Annotated in this window: 20 protein-coding genes; 8 read left to right on the top strand and 12 right to left on the bottom strand. The window is 71.8% G+C overall.

The window, feature by feature from the left end; translation table 11 throughout:
- Positions 1-95: 95 nt before the first annotated feature.
- Both ABZ865_RS38000 and ABZ865_RS37995 read right to left on the bottom strand, forming a co-directional pair.
- Entirely contained in the window at positions 96-608 is a 513-nt protein-coding gene (locus ABZ865_RS38000; protein ID WP_361240735.1) for a DinB family protein, read from the bottom strand.
- A gap of 41 nt (positions 609-649) precedes the next feature.
- On the bottom strand, positions 650-1288 hold the full coding sequence (locus ABZ865_RS37995; RefSeq protein ID WP_361240732.1) for a TetR/AcrR family transcriptional regulator: 639 nt from the start codon (positions 1286-1288) through the stop codon (positions 650-652).
- An 80-nt stretch (positions 1289-1368) separates the two neighbouring features.
- Here ABZ865_RS37995 and ABZ865_RS37990 point away from each other — a divergent pair, with 80 nt between their 5' ends.
- On the top strand, positions 1369-2544 hold the full coding sequence (locus ABZ865_RS37990) for an FAD-dependent monooxygenase (protein ID WP_361240729.1): 1176 nt from the start codon (positions 1369-1371) through the stop codon (positions 2542-2544).
- 10 nt (positions 2545-2554) lie between these two features.
- Positions 2555-3466, top strand: a complete 912-nt coding sequence (locus ABZ865_RS37985; RefSeq protein ID WP_361240726.1) for a Gfo/Idh/MocA family oxidoreductase — start codon at positions 2555-2557, stop codon at positions 3464-3466.
- Here the strand turns inward: ABZ865_RS37985 and lnt are convergent.
- From lnt to ABZ865_RS37970, 3 genes are all read right to left on the bottom strand, one after another.
- Entirely contained in the window at positions 3384-4949 is a 1566-nt protein-coding gene (gene lnt / locus ABZ865_RS37980; protein ID WP_361240723.1) for an apolipoprotein N-acyltransferase, read from the bottom strand. The two genes, ABZ865_RS37985 and lnt, sit on opposite strands and share 83 nt — an antisense overlap.
- Positions 4950-5030: 81 nt before the next feature.
- Positions 5031-5513: a nuclear transport factor 2 family protein gene (locus tag ABZ865_RS37975; RefSeq protein WP_361240720.1), complete on the bottom strand. Its 483-nt coding sequence runs from the start codon at positions 5511-5513 to the stop codon at positions 5031-5033.
- Between the two features lie 72 nt (positions 5514-5585).
- A complete protein-coding gene (locus ABZ865_RS37970; protein WP_361240718.1) occupies positions 5586-6008 on the bottom strand; it encodes a hypothetical protein in 423 nt (140 codons plus the stop codon).
- Between the two features lie 298 nt (positions 6009-6306).
- Here ABZ865_RS37970 and ABZ865_RS37965 point away from each other — a divergent pair, with 298 nt between their 5' ends.
- A complete protein-coding gene (locus ABZ865_RS37965; RefSeq protein ID WP_361240716.1) occupies positions 6307-6948 on the top strand; it encodes a hypothetical protein in 642 nt (213 codons plus the stop codon).
- A gap of 179 nt (positions 6949-7127) precedes the next feature.
- On the opposite strand, the gene ABZ865_RS37960 is transcribed toward ABZ865_RS37965, so the two are convergent.
- On the bottom strand, positions 7128-7427 hold the full coding sequence (locus ABZ865_RS37960; RefSeq protein ID WP_361240713.1) for a hypothetical protein: 300 nt from the start codon (positions 7425-7427) through the stop codon (positions 7128-7130).
- A 235-nt stretch (positions 7428-7662) separates the two neighbouring features.
- Here ABZ865_RS37960 and ABZ865_RS37955 point away from each other — a divergent pair, with 235 nt between their 5' ends.
- A complete protein-coding gene (locus ABZ865_RS37955) occupies positions 7663-8403 on the top strand; it encodes an SDR family oxidoreductase (protein WP_361240710.1) in 741 nt (246 codons plus the stop codon).
- A gap of 70 nt (positions 8404-8473) precedes the next feature.
- Here the strand turns inward: ABZ865_RS37955 and ABZ865_RS37950 are convergent, their stop codons facing one another.
- A complete protein-coding gene (locus ABZ865_RS37950) occupies positions 8474-8653 on the bottom strand; it encodes a hypothetical protein (protein WP_361240707.1) in 180 nt (59 codons plus the stop codon).
- Between the two features lie 297 nt (positions 8654-8950).
- On the opposite strand from ABZ865_RS37950, the gene ABZ865_RS37945 reads away from it, so the two are divergent.
- Entirely contained in the window at positions 8951-9826 is an 876-nt protein-coding gene (locus ABZ865_RS37945; RefSeq protein ID WP_361240704.1) for an endolysin, read from the top strand.
- A gap of 81 nt (positions 9827-9907) precedes the next feature.
- Here the strand turns inward: ABZ865_RS37945 and ABZ865_RS37940 are convergent, their stop codons facing one another.
- Together ABZ865_RS37940 and ABZ865_RS37935 are read right to left on the bottom strand one after the other, a co-directional pair.
- Positions 9908-10783 carry an undecaprenyl-diphosphate phosphatase gene (locus ABZ865_RS37940; RefSeq protein ID WP_361240701.1) on the bottom strand — a complete coding sequence of 292 codons (876 nt, stop codon included), beginning with the start codon at positions 10781-10783 and terminating at the stop codon, positions 9908-9910.
- 123 nt (positions 10784-10906) lie between these two features.
- Positions 10907-11377, bottom strand: coding sequence for a helix-turn-helix domain-containing protein (locus ABZ865_RS37935; RefSeq protein WP_361240698.1), 471 nt, complete (start codon positions 11375-11377; stop codon positions 10907-10909).
- 124 nt (positions 11378-11501) lie between these two features.
- On the opposite strand from ABZ865_RS37935, the gene ABZ865_RS37930 reads away from it, so the two are divergent.
- The gene (locus tag ABZ865_RS37930; protein ID WP_361240695.1) at positions 11502-12671 is read left to right on the top strand and encodes a thiolase family protein; all 1170 of its coding nucleotides are present in this window, start codon (positions 11502-11504) and stop codon (positions 12669-12671) included.
- Between the two features lie 140 nt (positions 12672-12811).
- Here ABZ865_RS37930 and ABZ865_RS37925 read toward each other — a convergent pair whose 3' ends face one another.
- Entirely contained in the window at positions 12812-13597 is a 786-nt protein-coding gene (locus ABZ865_RS37925; RefSeq protein ID WP_361240692.1) for a VTT domain-containing protein, read from the bottom strand.
- A gap of 104 nt (positions 13598-13701) precedes the next feature.
- Positions 13702-14853, bottom strand: coding sequence for a glutathione-independent formaldehyde dehydrogenase (locus tag ABZ865_RS37920; protein WP_361240689.1), 1152 nt, complete (start codon positions 14851-14853; stop codon positions 13702-13704).
- Positions 14854-15322: 469 nt separating this feature from the next.
- On the opposite strand from ABZ865_RS37920, the gene tuf reads away from it, so the two are divergent.
- Both tuf and ABZ865_RS37910 read left to right on the top strand, forming a co-directional pair.
- A complete protein-coding gene (tuf, locus tag ABZ865_RS37915) occupies positions 15323-16501 on the top strand; it encodes an elongation factor Tu (protein WP_361240686.1) in 1179 nt (392 codons plus the stop codon).
- Between the two features lie 87 nt (positions 16502-16588).
- Positions 16589-17434: a fused MFS/spermidine synthase gene (locus ABZ865_RS37910; RefSeq protein ID WP_361240683.1), complete on the top strand. Its 846-nt coding sequence runs from the start codon at positions 16589-16591 to the stop codon at positions 17432-17434.
- On the opposite strand, the gene ABZ865_RS37905 is transcribed toward ABZ865_RS37910, so the two are convergent.
- A complete protein-coding gene (locus tag ABZ865_RS37905; protein ID WP_361240681.1) occupies positions 17396-18706 on the bottom strand; it encodes an MFS transporter in 1311 nt (436 codons plus the stop codon). The genes ABZ865_RS37910 and ABZ865_RS37905 overlap by 39 nt on opposite strands.
- Positions 18707-18723: the final 17 nt, after the last annotated feature.

Here is an 18723-nt window from a genome sequence, read left to right as displayed (position 1 = left end):
GGCCCCCGCCTTGGCACCGTGGACCGGACGGTAATGCCCCCACAGGAGTGATCTCGTGCCCCGCACGGAGGGACCTGGGGGACGGAAGGTGACGTTCAGTCGCCGGTGCTGCCGTCGAGCCGCTCGCGGACGAGGTCGGCGTGGCCGTTGTGCCGGGCGTACTCCTCGATCATGTGGGTGTAGATCCAGCGGAGATTGAAGGGCTCACCGGTGGACCTGCTCGTGCCCTTGGAGAAGTCGTCGAGCGCGAGGCCGGCGGCGTTGCGCCGGGCCGCGTCGACCTCGGCCTGCCAGGTGGCGTACGTCTCCTCCCAGGTGTCGGCCTCCGTGAAGTGGAAGTCGCCGTCCGGGTCCTCCTCGGTGCAGTACAGGACGCCCGGGTCCTCGCCGAGGAGCACCTCGTGGAACCAGAACCGCTCGACCTCCGCCAGGTGCCGGACCAAGCCCAGCAGCGACAACTCGGAGGGCGGTACGGACCTGGTGCGCAGCTGGGCGTCGGTCAGGCCCTCGCACTTCCAGACGAGGGTCTGGCGGTGGTAGTCGAGCCAACCCTCCAGCATGGTGCGTTCGTCGGCGTGGATGGCGGGCTCTTCCCGCTTGATCGTCATGTCCGCATCATGACCGACGCCGCAAGGCTGGGCCAGTCAATTCAGGGCCGGAGCATTCCCGCCAGCAGCTCCCGCAGCCCGGCCCGGATCTCCTCCAGCCCCGGCACCTCGGTGCTGAACGACCCCGCCGCGCACGAGAACATCAGCCCGTCCGCCCAGGCGACCAGGGACAGCACATGCCGGGCCGGGTCGGGGGAGCCGACGGCGGTGAGCATCGCGGCCAGCTGTTCCTTGAAGACGGCGCCGGTCCGGTCGTAGAAGGCCCGCAGCTCCGGACGGCGGGTGGCCTCCAGGGCCAGTTCGTAGCGGGCGATCAGCAGCTCGCGGCCCTGGGTCAGGGAGCGGTGCACGGCGAGGGCCAGGCCGTCGGCCAGCGCCTCGAGTCCGCCTGTCGGGTCCGGCATCTCCGCCACCGCCAGCACCCGCGCCTCCCGCTCGGCGTGCCGCCGTACCGCGAGTTCCAGCAGCGCCTGCCGGGTGCGCGCCACGTTCGACGTCGAGCCCTGCGGCAGCCCGGCCGCCTCGTCCACGGCCCGGTGCGTCAGCCCGCGCATCCCGCGCTCGGCGAGCAGGGCGAGGGCGGTGTCGGCGACGAGGTCGGCGCGGGAGGCGCTCGGAGTGGGGCTGGGCGTGAGGCCCGGGGTGCGGCCGGGCAGGGCGCCCGGGGTGTGTGCGGACATGAGGTGACCCTATCCGTCTCACTACGGCTGTAGTACAGTCGTGCTCACTACAGCTGTAGTACCGAGGATGAGGAGGAGTCATGGCACAGCAGCGGCGCGCGGTCGTCGTCGGCGGCGGGATCGGGGGCCTGGCCGCGGCGGCCGCCCTGCACCGGAGCGGCTGGGACGTCACCGTGCTGGAGCGGGCCCGCTCGCTGGAGCCGGTCGGCGCCGCCATCTCGCTCGCCCCCAATGCCCTGCGCGCCCTGGACGTCCTCGGCATCGGCGACGACATCCGCGACCTGGCCGCCTGGCAGGGCGACGGAGGCCTGCGCACCCCGAGCGGGCGCTGGCTCTCCCGCTCCAGCGCCGAGGCCGCCGAGGCCCGGTTCGGCGGACCGCTGGTCCTGCTGCCCCGCACCACCCTCGTCGACCGCCTCGCCGCCCTACTCCCGGCCGGCGCCGTCCGCACCGCCGCCGAAGCGCGCCTCGCCGACCCCGGCGACACTGCCCGGCCCGCCCGCGTCAGCACCGCAGACGAGGAGCTGGAGGCCGACCTGGTGGTCGGCGCCGACGGCATCAACTCCCGCGTGCGCGGCGCGCTCTTCCCCGCCCACCCGGGAACGGCGTACTCCGGGTTCACCACCTGGCGGGTCCTGATCCCGGTGCCCGGCGTCGCGTTCGCCTCGCACGAGACCTGGGGCCGGGGCCACATCTGGGGCACCCACCCGCTCAAGGACGGCCGGGTCTACGCCTACGCGGCCGCCATGACCCCGGCCGGGGAACGCGCACCCGACGACGAGAAGGCCGAACTCCTGCGCCGGTACGGCGACTGGCACGACCCGATCCCCGCCGTCATCGCCGCCGCCCGCCCCGAGGACGTGCTCCGCCACGACGTCCACCACATCGCCCAGCCCCTGCCCGCCTACCACGCCGGCCGGGTCGCCCTCCTCGGCGACGCCGCCCACGCCATGCCGCCGACCCTCGGCCAGGGCGGCAACCAGGCCGTCGAGGACGCCGTCGTCCTCGCCCACCACAGCCACGACCTCGCCGCCTACACCGCCGCCCGGCTCCCGCGCACCACCGCGATCGCCCGCCAGGCCGTCAAGGTGGGCCGCCTCAACATGGCGCGCGGCCGCGTCGCCTGCGCCGTGCGCGACACCGCGATCGCCGCGCTGTCCAAGGCCGGCCCCGCGCTGTTCCTGCGCGGATTCGACGGCATCGCCGACTGGCGGCCGCCGTATGCTTCCGAGGAGGCATCAGCAGGCAAGCGGTAGGGGAGTTCACGTGAAGGTCGGCTGCATCGGACTCGGCGACATCGCGCAGAAGGCCTACCTCCCGGTGCTCGGGGCACAGCCCGAGGTCGACCTCCACCTCCAGACCCGCACCCCGGCCACCCTCACCCGCGTCGCCGACGCGCTGCACCTGCCCGAGGAGCGCCGGCACGCCACCCTCGACTCCCTCCTGGACGCGGGCCTCGACGCGGCCTTCGTGCACGCGCCCACCACCGCCCACCCGGAGATCGTCACCCGGCTCCTGGAAGCGGGCGTGCCCACCTACGTGGACAAGCCGCTCGCCTACGAACTCACCGACTCCGAACGACTGGTGGCCCTCGCCGAACGGCAGGGCGTCTCGCTCTTCGTCGGCTTCAACCGGCGCTACGCCCCCGCGTACGCCCAGTGCCTCGACCACGCGCGGGACCTGATCCTCCTGCAGAAGAACCGGGTCGGGCTGCCCGAGGAACCGCGCTCGATGATCCTGGACGACTTCATCCATGTCGTCGACACCCTGCGCTTCCTGGCCCCGGGCCCGGTCGACGACGTCACCGTGCGCGCCCGCATCGAGGGCGGCCTCCTGCACCACGTCGTGCTCCAGCTCGCCGGTGACGGCTTCACCGCGCTCGGCGTGATGAACCGGCTCAGCGGCTCGAACGAGGAGATCCTGGAGGTCTCCGGACAGGACACCAAGCGCCAGGTGATCAACCTCGCCGAGGTCGTCGACCACAAGGGACAGCCGACGCTGCGCCGGCGCGGCGACTGGGTGCCGGTGGCCCGGCAGCGCGGCATCGAGCAGGCGGTCCTCGCCTTCCTCGACGCGGTCCGGGCCGGCAAGGTGCTCAGTGCCCGGGACGCACTGGAGACTCACGAACTCTGCGAGCGGGTCGTGCGAGCGGTCGTGGACCGCTCCGGCGCAGCCTGAGCGCCCGCACCCCCTCGGCCGCGGACCACCCGGCCAGCATCAGCAGCGCCCCGTGCACCGGCCAGTCGCCGTAGCGGACGTACGGCGTGACACCGTGCGCGAGCGGTACGTCGTACACCCGCGCGGTGCTCGCGCCGGTGCCGAGCCACGGGCCGAGGCGCTGTCCGCCGGGGCCGTAGACGGCGGAGACGCCGGTCAGCGTGGAGTGCACCATCGGGCGGCCGGTCTCGGCGGCCCGCAGCGCGGCCAGTGAGGCGTGCTGCTCCGGGGCCCAGCTGTGCTGGAAGGTCGACGTCGCGGACTGGCCGAGGAGGACGTCGGCACCGTCCTCGGCGAGATGCCGGCTCATGTCGGGGAACGCGGTCTCGAAGCAGATCATCGGTCCGACGCGCAGCCCGTGCCCGACGTCCATCACGACCTGCTCGGTGCCGCGCCGGCGGTCCTCGCCCGCCGCCTTGCCCACGGAGGTGGCCCAGCCGAGCAGGGAGCGGGCCGGGACGTACTCCCCGAACGGAACCAGGCGCATCTTGTCGTACCGGTCGCCGGTCGGTCCGTCCGGGCCGATCAGGACCGAACTCTTGTAGATGCCGGGCCGGTCCGAGCGGCGGGCGTCCACATTGACCAGGATGTCCGCACCGGTCGCCCGGGACAGCGCCGCGATCCGCCACGCCAGGTCCGGCCGCCGGCCCAGGTCGAAGCCGACGCTGCTCTCGCCCCAGACGACCAGGTCCACGTGCTGCCCGACCAGCTGCCGGGTCAGCTCCTCCTCGTGGTCGAAGCGCCGGTCCGCGCCGCCCATGACGCCGGGCTGTACGAGAGCGATCCGGACGCCTCCGTGCACGTCCGGGCGGGGTGACCACACCCAGGCCGCCGAGGTGGCGGCGGCCGTGGCGACGAGGGAGGCGAGGGCGGGTATCCGGAACTCGCGCACGGCCACCAGCATGGCGACCGCCACATTGACCGCCACCACCAGAAAACTGAGCAGCCACACCCCGCCCACCGAGGCCAGCCGCAGCGCCGGGCCGACCTGCCACTGGCTGGCACCGAGCATGCCCCAGGGCCCGCCGAGCCCCTGCCAGGAGCGGACCAGCTCCACCGCCAGCCACGCCGACGGCAGCACCAGCACCGCGGCCACGCCCCGCCCCGGCGAGGGTCTGCCGCCCAGGAACCGGCGGACCAGCCACCCCCAGGGCGCCCAGAGCGCGCCCAGCAGCGCGGCGATCAGGAAGATGAACACGTGCAGGCTCGGCAGCAGCCAGTGATGCATCGCCACCATGAACCCGAAACCGCCCCACCAGCCGTCGAACGCCGCCCGCCGCCCGGTCGGCGCCGAGCGGACCAGCAGGATCCAGGGGACCAGCGCCACGTAGGCGAACCACCACAGGGCCGGCGCCGGGAACGCGAGGACGGGCAGGGCACCCGCGAGGGCGGCGGCGCAGGAGCGCCGCCACAGGGAGGCCGGCCAGCGGTCGATCATCCTCATACGGAGTCTCCCTACCAGGGGGCTTCCTCCAGTGTGCGCGCCGGACGCGATCTCCGACAGAGGGCCTGGTACCGGGCCGGATCAGCCGGGCCGGCCGGTCGCGGCGGCCGGGCCGCCGTCGGGCAGGCGGCGCCACTTCTCGTGCACGACGACCTCGGTCAGCCGCCAGCCGTCCGCCGTGCGCAGCAGCCCGAAGTCGTACCGGCCGCCGCACACCAGGTCCGGCGCGCCCGAACCGTCGAACCGCATGGGGTTGAGGTAGTCGGCCCGGATCCGGGCGGTGTCCCCGGTGTCGTGATCCAGGATCCCGAACCGCACATGCCGGTTGACGATCAGATGCTGTCGCATCTCGAACATGTCCAGACTCTCGGCGAGCCACCCGGCCACCCGCTCCGCGTCACCCTCGATGCCGCCGGCCGAACGGTAGTCCGCCCGCCCGTCCGCCGTGAACAGTCCGCGGTACGCCACCCAGTCACCGTCGTCCACCGCCATCGCGTACGCGGTGACCAGCTCGTCCACGGCCAGCCGATCCATCACCGTCGCCAGCTCCACACGCTGCGTCATCGGCACAGTGTTGGGCACCGGCGGCCAGGAGCCAAGAGGCGTGCCGAGCATTCAGCCAAGAGGAGGGCGCCGTCACGCACTGCCCTCTCCCGGTATGGCGAGATCTCGGGCGGTCTCGGTACGAGTGCGCTCGTATTCCGCCGGGTCGAGAATCTCCCATACCGCCTGGCCGATGGCGAGAATGCCGCGCGCCGGCAGAGGCGCGTCACCGATGCGCGGGTTCTCCCTCAGCCGGACCGGGCGCCCGAGGTCGACGCCGTCGAATGTGGCATGCGAGTCGTCGACGAAGTACATCCGCTGTGGCATGAGCGTTCCGGTGTGACCGCTCGGCATCGTGCCGGACAGCTGGAGGTCCCCCATTCCCAGCGCACGGGCCAGACGCTCGCGCGCCCGGACCAGAAGTCGGGGGCGCCAGGTGGCGAGCGGCAGCGCCCCACTGATGCCATTGAGGAGACCGAGGAGTCGTGTCGCCGAGGCGGTGAGGGTCCAGTCCAAGGAGGGGGAATCCATCGTCACCCGCAAGGTGGCAGGGCCCGCCCACGTGAGCCCGATCCGGGCATGGCCTGTGTGGTCGCAGGCGGCGCCGTAGTACCTGGGGCACGCGGTGTCCAGTCGTGGCCCGTCGACGTGAATCGACCAGCCGGCACTCGGGTCGCGATGCCACAACGTCCGGTAGGGACCGAAGCAGTTCTCCGGAAAGACGCGCAGGGCGAGTGGCGCCCGGCCCCGGTCACGGCAGCGTCACGTCAACTCCGTTGGACGAGCCTGCCGAAGCGTGGATCATGGAGCCGTGATGAAGTGGACGAAGAAGGCGGCTCCCCTCGAGCAGTCGGAGTATGAGCCGGAGCTCTCGGCGTACCAGCGGGCGATGCGGAACCGGCTTCTCGCGGCTTCTGTGGTGCCCGCTCCTGAGCCCTGGCAGCCCGTCTTCGAGTCCTGCGTCCCTGTCGGCGGGCTTCTCGGGATCGGCTTCGCGACGCATCCCGAAAGTGGCCATGATCTCGTGATGGCCGTCTCCCACGACGGTCACGGACTGTTCGATGCCGTTACGGGGGCGAAGATCGCCAGGGATCGCGACCCCGACCCCGAGGACAGCACCCCTGACGCGGTTGCCGACCTGTCCTGCCCCGGACTGGGTCCGATCACCGGAAGTCGCGTACGCATCGCAGGACTCTTCGGCGGAGGGCTGCACACCACCACCGCGGACGGCTGGACCCTGGAGGTCGTCACCCCGGCCTGGCCGAACGATCGTGTCCTGCTGTCCACCGATGGTGGGCTGCCCCACGCCGGCCCACACGGAGAGCGGTGGTGGCACATCTTCCATTCCGATTACTCCGAACTCCGAGCAGTCGGGTTTTCGCCCTCCGGAAAGACCATTGCCGTAGCGACGAGTAGCGACATCTCCCTGTGGACACGCAGCACGGGCAACGACTAACCCGCCGGGTTTGAGACGTGCAGGACGAGCCCTGCCGGCTCGGCTCGCGGGCCGAAGCAGTTGGCTGCCTGGGCGAGCGGATGGCCCGTGGGTCCTGAGGTGAGAGGCTCCGTGCGGTCAGTCGAACGCAACGACGAGGCGGACCCCGTCATCACCGAAGCGGTCGGCCAAAGCCTTCATCACGGCGAAGACATGTTGCCAGTGCGTTTCAGCGACTTCGTGCGCCAGGTCAGCCGACCGATGAAGTGATCAGGCTCGGTCGCGAGATCCATCACAGCAAGCTCCGCCCAGCTGACCCAGCTGGCGCTGTGCAGGGCGCCCGCTGCGACCGAGGACCCCAAATGCGATTGCAACCCACTCGACAGATCGTCAGGAAGGCCACGGTCGGGTGCGAGCGGTCGAAAGCCTGCGTAGTTGCGCACTCCGAAGAGACAGCCGAAGGCCGCATAGTCGGTCTCGCGTCGGCTGGTCGATCCCATACTCACGGAGTTCACCGACCCGCGCTGCGATGGCCTGTCTCGATATCCACTCGGCTCGAACGGTCCGCTGCCGTGCCGGTCGGGAGGGGTGGCTCGGTCGTGCGGTGCGGCTGCTGCCCGAGGAGCGGCCGTATCCGGTGGCCGACGGGGTACTCACGCGTCTGCGGGCGTAGGCTCTCGATCTTGGGCGCGTTCGTCATGTCAGGAGGATTCGGTGCCGGCTCAGGAGGACCCGATGGCACGTTCGATCACCGTCGTCACGGGCGGCGGCCGGGGCATCGGTGCCGCGACCTGCCGTCGGCTCGCGGCGGACGGGCACGACCTGGCCGTCGGGTACGTGCGGGACGCGGAGCCCGCCGAAGGGGTCGCGGAGGAGGTGCGCGCGGCGGGCGCGCGCTGTGTGACCGTACGGGTCGACACCTCTGTGGAGGCCGATGTGGAGCGGCTGTTCGCGGTGGCCGAGGAGCAACTGGGCCCGGTGACCGGGCTGGTGAACAACGCCGGCGTGACGGGGCCGCTGGGGCGCCTCATCGACACCGAAACGGCCGTGCTGCGCCGGGTCGTGGACGTCAACCTGCTGGGCACGCTGCTGTGTTCACGTGCTGCCGCCCGGCTGATGACCGGGCGCGGCGGCGGCGCGATCGTCAACGTCTCCTCGGCTGCGGCCACGCTCGGCAGCCCGGACGAGTACGTGCACTACGCGGCGACCAAGGCGGCCGTCGACGCCCTGACCGTGGGCCTCGCCAAGGAACTGGGTCCCGACGGCGTCCGGGTGAACGCCGTGGCGCCCGGCGTGATCGACACCGAGATCCACGCGGCGATGGGCGACCCCGACCGTCCCCACCGAGCCGCCGCGATCACCCCTCTGCGCCGTCCCGGCCGGGCGGAGGAGGTCGCCGCGGCCATCTCCTGGCTGCTGTCGCCGGACGCGTCCTACACGACGGGGGCGGTGCTGCGCGTGGCGGGCGGACGCTGAGGGGAGGTCGCCCGCCGCCTCCCGAGGTGTGGGCGGTGGGGTCGGGGGAGCCCCTGGCGTCGTGGCGGAACTAGGCCGCCTCGATGATCTCCTCGCGGATGGCCGCCGCCCACTCGACCACCAGCAGCTCGTACTCCGCGCGCTCCTGGGCCGAGAGGGTTCCGCCCGCACGCAGCCACAACGCCCGGATCTGCTCGTTCACTTCGGCGGCAGACCGCACGGAACCAAGGGGCATGGAATCGGGGGACATGCGGACAAGCCTAGGGGCAAGCACTGACACTGCGCTACCGCGCGGCTACGCACACCGTAGGGGATCGGTCACTGTCGCGTCGGTCCCCGTGCGCGCGGCCACGACACCGGCGGTGGCTCAAGTCCCGCTTTGTCGCGAAGCCGTCCCTCCTGTCACGACTCCGAAACTCGCCTGCACAACCGGCCCACGGACACGCATGATTCAGTCGCACACCCTGGGGGATCCGTGGACGAACCGTACGGAGAACCGATGACGTTAACGAGAGTCGTCTGACGGCTGACAGAGAGAAGGCTGACCATGGTCGACCTGTGGATGCCCGGCGCGGCCCGGCATTCGCTCGGCAACACCGGGGCGATGAACGGCGGTCCCGCGCGGGCTGTCTGGCACACCACCAGCAACTCGAAGGACTGGACGTTCGCCAACGAGCTCGGCTGGTTCACCGGCGGCGGGGCAGGCGTGGCGCCGCACCTGTTGTGGGACCCGTTCACCGGGCAGATCGCCCAGTTCTTCCCCGCCAACTCCCGCTCCATGGCACTCCTGAACGACGGCGCGCTGAAGACGAACCGGACCGGCGCCTACTGCATCCAGATCGAGGTCGTCTTCACCGCCGGTGAAACCGTGAACGGCAAGCGCTACGCCTCCGTGCGCGAGACGCCCTGCAAGGGCCTCGGCGAGATCGTGACGTGGCTCCGCGGCTTCGGCATCCCGGACACCTGGCCCGGCGGCCCGCCGACCGCGTTCGCCCGCGACACCGTCCCCCTCGACACCTGGCTCCACCACGGTGGCCACTACGGTCATCACCAGATCCCCGGCAACGACCACGTCGACCCGGGCCCGATGCCCGACCTCTTCGAGACCGCGCCCCGCCCGCCGAAGCCGTCCACCTCGAAGGTGTCGCTGGCGCACGTGGTGGCGGCGGCGAAGAAGGACCCGGCCGCACCGCAGGGGCACACCACGCACAAGGCGGAAGTCCTGGTCGTGGAGCGGGCGCTGAAGGCGGAGAAACTGCTCGAGGCGGCGTACGTGGACGGCTCGTTCGGGACGCTGACGATCAGCGCGTACGCGCAGTGGCAGCGGCGCCTCGGCTACACGGGGAAGTCGGCCGACGGCATCCCCGGCATGACCTCGCTGAAGAAGCTCGGCGAGCGGCACGGCTTCCACGTCACCGAGTAGCCGCATGACGGAAAGGCCCCCGCGTTCAACACGCGGGGGCCTTCGAGTCGTTGGGGACGGGATGGAGGTCGTCCCGCCGTCTCAGTCGGCCGACTCGGCGGCGTGGGGGCTGAGCACACCCGCGCTGACCAGGGCGATGATGACGACGCCGAGGGCCACGCGGTACCAGACGAACGGCATGAAGCTCTTGTTGGAGATCCACTTCATGAACCAGGCGATGACCGCGTATCCCGACCCGAACGCGATCGCCGTGGCGAACAGGGTCGGGCCCCAGGCCACTTCGCCGCCGTCCAGCGAGTCCTTGACCTCGAACACGCCGGACGCGAGCACGGCCGGGACGGCCAGCAGGAAGGAGTAGCGGGCCGCGGCCTCGCGCTTGTAGCCCATGAACAGGCCGCCGCTGATGGTGGCGCCGGAGCGGGAGACGCCCGGGACGAGGGCGCACGCCTGGCAGAGGCCGTAGATCAGGCCGTCCTTGACGCTCAGGTTCTCAAGTGTCTTGCGCTGCTTGGGCGCTCGGTGCCGGCCGCCGGTCTCGTCGCGGGCCGCCATACGGTCGGCGATGCCGATCACCACGCCGACGACGACGAGCATCGTCGCCGTGATCCGCAGATCGCGGAACGGCCCCTCGATCTGGTCCTTGAGTGTCACGCCGAGCACACCGATCGGAATCGAGCCGACGATCACCAGCCAGCCCATCTGGGCGTCGTGGTCGTGGCGCATCGCCCGGTCGGACAGCGACCGGAACCATGCCGAGATGATCCGCCCGATGTCCTTGCGGAAGTAGATCAGCACCGCCGTCTCCGTGCCGATCTGGGTGATCGCCGTGAAGGCCGCGCCGGGGTCGTCCCAGCCCGAGAAGGCCGCGGTCAGCCGCAGATGCGCGCTGGAGGAGACAGGGAGGAACTCCGTCAGCCCCTGGACGAGTCCGAGGACGAGGGATTCAAACCAAGACATGGAGGTACGACGTCCAAGTGCTGAAGGAAAGACGAGGTGATCATGTGACGAAGGCAGCCTAGCGGGCCCTGCCGGCCTGCCGGGTACGGGGGTTGGGCAGCACCTCGAAGGGGCGGCGGAGCATCACGCCGCTGTGGGGCCGGTGATCGTCCAGCCGGGAGCCTGGGGGTGGGCCGTGAGGTCCGCGTGCCGTACCTCGTCGCCGCAGGACCGGCAGGTGACGACCGGGACCAGCTCGTTGCCGCAGCTGTGCTCGATGACCATGGGCAGATCGGCGCCCTTGCGCAGATGCCGGTCGCCCCACTCCTTCAGCGTCATCAGGACCGGCTCCAGCTCCAGCCCCGCCGGCGTGGCCCGGTACTCGAAGCGCTGCGGGCGCTCGCTGTAGGCGCGCTTGGTGAGGATCCCGGCGTCCACGAGCCGGCGCAGCCGGGCGGCTAGGACGTCGCGCGGGGCGCCGATGTTGCGCACGAGCTGGTCGAAGCGGCCGTTGCCCAGGAAGACCTCGCGCAGGACGAGCAGGGAGTACTTCTCGCCGACCAGTGCGAGGGCGTCGGCGATGGAGCAGGGGCGCGGGTCTTTCGTGGCGGCCATGGAGGCAGTCTAAATGAGGGTTTGATTTTCCAACCTAGGGCGTTATGGTGAGTTTGGATTTCCTACTCACCAGTAGCTGTCCTGGCCCGCTACGGACAGCCAGGCCGCCAAGGAGGCCCGCGCCATGCGCGACGCAGTGATCGTCGAAGCCGTACGCACCCCCATCGGCAAGGGCAAGCCGAACGGCTCCCTCGCCCACGTCCATCCCGTGCAGCTCCTCGCCCACACCCTGCGCACCTTGGTCGAGCGCTCCGGCGTGGACCCGGCGCTGATCGACGACGTCATCGGCGGCACCGTCGACCAGGTCGGCGAGCAGGCCATGAACACCACCCGGTACGCCGTCCTCGCGGCCGGCCTGCCCGAGTCGGTCCCGGCGACCACCGTGGACCGGCAGTGCGGCTCCTCCCAGCAGGCCGTGCACTTCGCCGCGCAGGGCGTCATCTCCGGCGCGTACGACCTCGTCGTCGCCTGCGGTGTGGAGTCGATGAGCCGGGTGCCGATGTGGTCCAACGTGCCTGCGGGCAAGGACCCCTTCGGCCCGGGCGTCGCCGAGCGCTACCCGGACGGCCTGGTCCCGCAGGGCGTCAGCGCCGAACTCATCGCCGCCAAGTGGTCCCTCACGCGCGCGGGCATGGACGAGTTCGCGGTCTCCTCGCACCACAAGGCCGACGCCGCGTGGCAGGCGGGCCTCTTCGACGCCGAGGTCGCCCCGCTGGACGGCGTGGCCCGCGACGAGTGCGTACGGCCCGGCAGCACCCCGGAGATCCTCGCCGGCCTCAAGCCCGCCTACTACGACCCCACCTTCGCCGAGCGCTTCCCGCAGATCGAGTGGAACATCACCGCGGGCAACGCCAGCCCGATCAACGACGGCGCCTCCGCCGTGCTGATCACCTCCAGCGAGACCGCGGCCCGGCTCGGCCTGCGCCCGCTGGCCCGCCTGCACAGCTTCGCCGTCACCGGATCCGACCCGCTGCTCATGCTGACCGGCGTGATCCCGGCGACCGAGAAGGTGCTGCGCCGGGCCGGGCTGAACCTCGACGACATCGACCTCTTCGAGATCAACGAGGCCTTCTCCAGCGTCGTCCTGGCCTGGCAGCAGGAGACCGGCGCCGACCTCGCCAAGGTCAACGTCCACGGCGGCGCCATCGCCCTCGGCCATCCCCTCGGCGCCAGCGGCACCCGCCTCACCACCACCCTGGTCCACGCGATGCGCGCACGCGGAGCCCGTTACGCCCTGCAGACCATGTGCGAGGCGGGCGGCCTCGCCAACGCGATGATCCTGGAAGGCGTCTGACGGATCACGGGTGGGACGACCGGTGTCACCTGACCCGGACTCGGACGTGATGCCCCGGACCCGGGCGCGATCACACCGGGGTGATCGGACGGGTGCGATCGCACCGGGGTGATCGGTCGGGCGCGATCACACCGGGCTGATCAGCGGCCGCGCAGGTGGTGGCGCTTGCGCCAGGCCACCACCGTGCCGGCGAGCGCCGGGACGGCGATGGCGGCCATCGCGATCAGGAAGGCGGGGGAGGTCGGCGCCGAGGCACGGGCGCCGGCGACCGCGTAGGCGGCCGTGTTCGGGATCGAGCCGAGCGCCGTGGCCAGCAGGAACGGCAGCCAGCGCATCCGGGACACGGCGGCGCAGTAGTTCGCCGCCCAGAACGGCACGCCGGGGAACAGCCGCGCCGCCAGCATCGACCGGAACCCGTGCCGGCTGAGCTGGCCGTCGGCCGCCTTCAGCCAGCGGCCGCGCAGCAGCGGGCGCAACGCGTCCTGCCCGAGCACCCGGCCGAGCCCGAAGGCCACCCCGGCGCCGAGCACCGTGCCCGCCAGCGCCGTGGTCAGCCCCAGCTGGGAGCCGAACAGCGCCCCCGCCGCCAGGTTGAGCAGGGGGCGCGGCACGAACACCACCGTGCACAGCCCGTACGCCACCCCGAACACCACGGCCGCCGCGGCCCCGCCGAGCCCCGGCGGCCAGCCGTGTGTCAGCAGCCGCTGCGGCTCGAACAGCAGCACGCACACACCGCCCCCCGCGAGCAGCGCGAACAGCAGCGACAGCCGGGCGTACGGGGACGACAGCGCGCGCGTGCAGCGGGCGGCAAAGGCCACGCGTGAGCGGGGCGGGACGGGCACGGCCGCGGGGGCGGCGACGGCGAGCTCCGTGGCGGCGGCCCGGGGAGAGGCCATGGCGGTGCCAGAGCGGTTGGCATCGAGCATCCGGTGACACTATCCGACGAACACGTGTGATCGCCGACGAGTGTGTCGCGGCACCGTCACAGCGAAGCGAGGTCCGGGCGCCTGTGCGCGCCCGGACCCGTGACTCACGCCGCGAGGGCGTGACCGGGATGCAGGACCACCTTGGTGTATCCCTCGATCCGCTTGTCGAACTTCTCGTACGCCTGCGGCGCCTCTTCCAGCGGCAGCTCGTGCGAGACCACGAAGCTGGGCTTGGCCCGCCCGGCGATGATCAGGTCGCGCAGCTGGCGGTTGTACCGCTTGACGTTGCACTGACCGGTGCCCATCTGCTGGCCCTTCTCGAACATCTTGCCGATGGAGACCAGCAGCTGACCGTGCTTGGCGTGCTCGTCGGGACCGCCCGGGTCCGAGGGCACGTACAGACCCGGCACGCCGAGCATGCCGGTGGGGCGTACGGTCATGACCAGCTCGTTGAGGACGATGGCGGGTTCCTCGTGGCTGGCGTCGTGTGCCTGGGCCTGGTAGCCGACGGCGTCCACGCCCTTGTCGGTTCCCTCTCCGTTCGTCTGTTCCTTGATCTGCTCCGCCGGGTCGCCCTTGGTGAAGTCGATCGGGATGGCCCCGATCTCCTCGGCCTTGGCCAGCCGCTCGGGCACCCGGTCGACCGAGAACACCTTCGACGCACCGCGCAGCAGCGCGGAGTAGGCCGCCATCAGGCCCACGGGTCCGGCGCCGAAGACGGCCACGCTCTCGCCGGGGGAGACCTGGGCGAGTTCGCATCCGTGGTAGCCGGTCGGGAAGATGTCGGCGAGCAGCACGAAGTCCGTTTCGAACTCGTTGCCCGGAGGCAGCTTCAGGCAGTTGAAGTCGGCGAAGGGCACGCGCAGCAGCTCGGCCTGGCCGCCCTTGTAGGGGCCCATCGCCACGTAGCCGTAGGCTCCGCCCGCGAATCCGGGGTTCACCGTCAGGCAGAAGCCGGTCTTTCCGGCAAGACAGTTCTTGCAGAATCCGCAGGCGACATTGAAGGGCATCACGACGCGGTCGCCCACGGACAGGGAGGTCACGCCGCTGCCGACCTCCTCGATGATGCCGAGGTTCTCGTGTCCGAAGACGATGCCCGCCTCGGCCGCCGTGCGGCCCTCGTACATGTGGAGGTCCGAGCCGCATATCGCGGACGACGTGACCCGTACGAGCACATCGTTCGGGTGCTGTATGCCCGGGTCCTGGACGTCCTTCACCACCACGCTGAAGGGTTCTTCGTAGACGACGGCTTTCACCTCTGTCACCTCCGCGTAGAGCGCCGGTTGAAGGCGGCGAGGGGGGCGAGGGAGGGACGGAGGGGCACGGCCGAAGACGCACGGGAGACGTGGGCCTCGGACATCTCCGCGGTCCCACAGGCGCTCGCTTCACCGCCGGTACTTCCAGGTAACGCCCGTACGGCAGCGGCCGCAACCCTCGTCACCACGCGTGCCAACCGGCACGCGGGGCGCAGCGTTGAAAGAAAAACCATTCGACGTGGGACAGCGCGTCCGCCATGATCGGCGTCATGTTCCGGCACGCCTTCCTCCTCGCAGCATCCGCGGTCGCGGATGCGCCGAAGGCTGCCGTTCCGGTTCTCCTGGCCGCTGTCGACGGCGCCCGAAGCTGACCCTCTCCGGATCGTCCGGCGGACCCCGCAGGGGGAGGGTCGGCGAGTCCTCGGGGTCCCCGCATTTCCGTACGGCTGAGAGGCTTCGAGGTACAGCCATGTCCAAAACGGCATACGTGCGCACCAAGCCGCACCTGAACATCGGCACGATGGGCCACGTCGACCACGGCAAGACCACCCTGACCGCCGCCATCACCAAGGTCCTCGCCGAGCGCGGCACCGGCGGCACCACCCGGTACGTGTCGTTCGACCGCATCGACCGGGCCCCGGAGGAGGCCGCCCGCGGCATCACCATCAACATCGCGCACGTCGAGTACGAGACCGACACCCGGCACTACGCCCACGTCGACATGCCGGGCCACGCCGACTACGTGAAGAACATGGTCACCGGCGCCGCGCAGCTCGACGGGGCGATCCTCGTCGTCTCCGCGCTCGACGGGATCATGCCGCAGACCGCCGAACACGTGCTGCTCGCCCGGCAGGTGGGCGTCGACCACATCGTCGTCGCCCTCAACAAGGCCGACGCGGGGGACGAGGAGCTGTCCGACCTGGTCGAGCTGGAGGTCCGCGACCTGCTCACCGCCCAGGGGTACCCGGGCGACGCGGTGCCCGTCGTACGGGTCTCCGGGCTGAAGGCCCTGGAGGGCGACCCGCGCTGGACGGCGTCCATCGAGGCGCTGCTGGACGCGGTGGACACCTACGTGCCCATGCCCGAGCGGTACCTGGACGCGCCGTTCCTGCTGCCCGTGGAGAACGTGCTCACCATCACCGGGCGCGGCACCGTCGTCACCGGCGCCGTGGAGCGCGGGACGCTCCGCCTGGGGGACCGGGTCGCGGTGCTCGGCGCCGACGTGGAGACCGTCGTCACCGGGCTGGAGACCTTCGGCAAGCCGATGGACGAGGCGCAGGCAGGGGACAACGTGGCCGTGCTGCTGCGCGGTGTGCCGCGGGACGCGGTGCGGCGCGGGCACGTCGTGGCGGCACCGGGGAGTGTGGTGCCCAGCCGTCGGTTCTCGGCACGGGTGTACGTGCTGTCCGGGCGCGAGGGCGGCCGTACGACGCCGGTGTCCACCGGGTACCGCCCGCAGTTCTACATCCGTACCGCCGATGTGGTGGGGGACGTCGACCTGGGGGAGGCGGCCGTCGCCCGGCCCGGCGAGACGGTGGAGATGAGCGTGGAACTGGGACGGGAGGTGCCGTTGGAGGCGGGCCTCGGGTTCGCGATCCGTGAGGGTGGCCGGACCGTGGGGGCCGGGACGATCACCTCCGTGGGCTGAGGCCCCGCACCCCCGAGGCATGCCTCCGCCTCCGGTGTCCGCCGGTACCGGTGACCACGGGTCGCCGGTACCGGTGACAATGGGTCTGTGAGTGAAGCCATACCTGTCACCAGGGACGTCGATTACGGCACCGCCAAGTTGATGCCCGACGTCGATCGGGAGCGGGCCTGGCTGCTCACGGTCGACGGGGCACCGCAGTCGTACGTCGATCTCGACGATCCGGCGTATCTGGAGTTCGAGTACGCGCGGCGGCTCGGATACGTGCTGGACACCGTCGCCGAGGAGGGGCGGCCGCTGGACGTGCTGCACCTCGGGGGCGGGGCGCTGACGATGCCCCGGTATGTGGCGGCCACCCGGCCCGGGTCCCGGCAGGACGTCGTGGAGGCCGACCGGGGGCTGCTGGAGCTGGTCGCCGAGCATCTGCCGTTGCCGCAGGGCTCGGGTGTCGCGCTGCACTCCGCCGACGCCCGGGCCTGGCTCGAGGCCGCCTCCGACGACTCGGCCGACGTGCTGATCGCCGACGTGTTCGGCGGGTCCCGCATCCCGGCCCACGTCACCTCGCTCGCGTTCGCCGGGGAGGCCGAGCGGGTGCTGCGCCCGGACGGGGTCTATCTGGCCAACCTGGCGGACGCGGCGCCGTTCGGCTTCCTCCGATCCCAACTTGCCAACTTCGCCGCCGTGTTCGAGGAGCTGGCGCTGATCGCCGAGCCGGGCGTGCTGCGCGGCCGGCGGTTCGGCAACGCGGTTCTCGTGGCCTCGCACCGGCCCCTCGACACGGCCACCCTGGCCCGTCGTACCGCCGCCGACGTCTTCCCGGCACGGGTCGAACACGGCCCGGGACTGCGGCAGTTCATCGGTTCCGCCCGCCCGGTCGACGACACGGACGCCGTACCGTCACCCGAGCCCCCCGGCGGGGCGTTCGGCGTCGGCTGACGCGGGCCGGGACGCGGCGACCCGCTCGGTGCGGCGGGTGAGCGTGCGGACGTCGGGGATGAGGAGCACCAGGGCGGTGACGAGGAGGACCAGCACCGCGCAACCCCACAGGGAGGCGGTGCGCCCGAAAGCCGTCTCGGCGGGCCCGGCCAGGGCCGTGGCGAGCGGCATCAGCGAGACCGAGCCGAACCAGTCGTACGCGGAGACGCGGGAGAGCTTGTCCTCGGGTACCTCCTGGTGCAGCGCGGTCATCCAGGAGACGCCGAACACCTCCACCGTCGTACCGGCGACGAACATCACCCCGCACAGCACACCCACCGGCACCGGCACGGCCAGCGCGGCCGAGGGCAGCGCCAGGGGGAAGACGCACAGGGTGCCGGCGAGGAGCAGGCGGCGTGGCTTCCAACGGGTCATCAGCAGGGCACCCGCCACCGTGCCCGCGCCGAACGCGCCCAGCGCGAGGCCCCAGGGTCCCGCGCCGCCGAGGCTGTCGCGGGCCACGAGCGGGCCGTAGACGGCGTCGGCCGCGCCGATCACCGCGTTGGCGAGCGAGAACTGGACGACGATGCCCCACAGCCAGGGCCGGCCAATGAACTCCCGCCAGCCCTCCCGGAGGTCGGCCAGCATGCCCTCGCCCGGGGCGCGCGGCGGGATGTGGCTGACGTCGAGGAACGAGCGCAGCGCCCCGGCGAGCGCGAAGGCCGCCGCGTCGAACGCGAGCACCCAGCCGGGGCCCACCGCCGCGACCAGCGCGCCGCCCAGGGCCGCGCCGCCGAGCGCCGCGCCCTGGGTGGCCATGCGGAAGAAGGCGAACGCCCGGCCCGCCTGCTCCCCCTCCACCGAGGACATCAGCATGCCCTCGGCCGCCGGGCTGAAGAACGCCTGCCCGGTGCCGCCGAGCGCGGTGAGCAGCATCATCTGCCACAGCCGGGGCTCACCGGCCAGCACGAGCAGCGCGAACGCCCCCTGCGAGAGGCAGTTGAGGGCGTTGGCGGCGACCATCACCCGGTGCCGGGGCAGACGGTCGGCGACCGCGCCGCCGATGAGCAGGAACACCACCAGCGGCAGCGTGCGGGACGCGGCGACCAGCCCCACGTCCCCGCCGTCCCCGCCGGCCTCCAGCACGGCGAACGCGGCCGCGATCAGCGAGCCGTTGGCACCGAGGCCGGTGATGACGGCCGCCGAGGTCAGCAGCGTGTAGTTGCGGCCCGCCCGGGCGGGTCTGCCTGGGCGGGCGGCGGAGGAGTCGCGGGTGTCGGCGGTGGAGGTCACCGGGCGACTATCGCCGT

The sequence above is a fragment of the Streptomyces sp. NPDC047085 genome (genome assembly GCF_040643735.1).
Taxonomy (GTDB): Bacteria; Actinomycetota; Actinomycetes; order Streptomycetales; family Streptomycetaceae; genus Streptomyces.
This window is presented reverse-complemented; position numbering and strand designations above follow the sequence as displayed.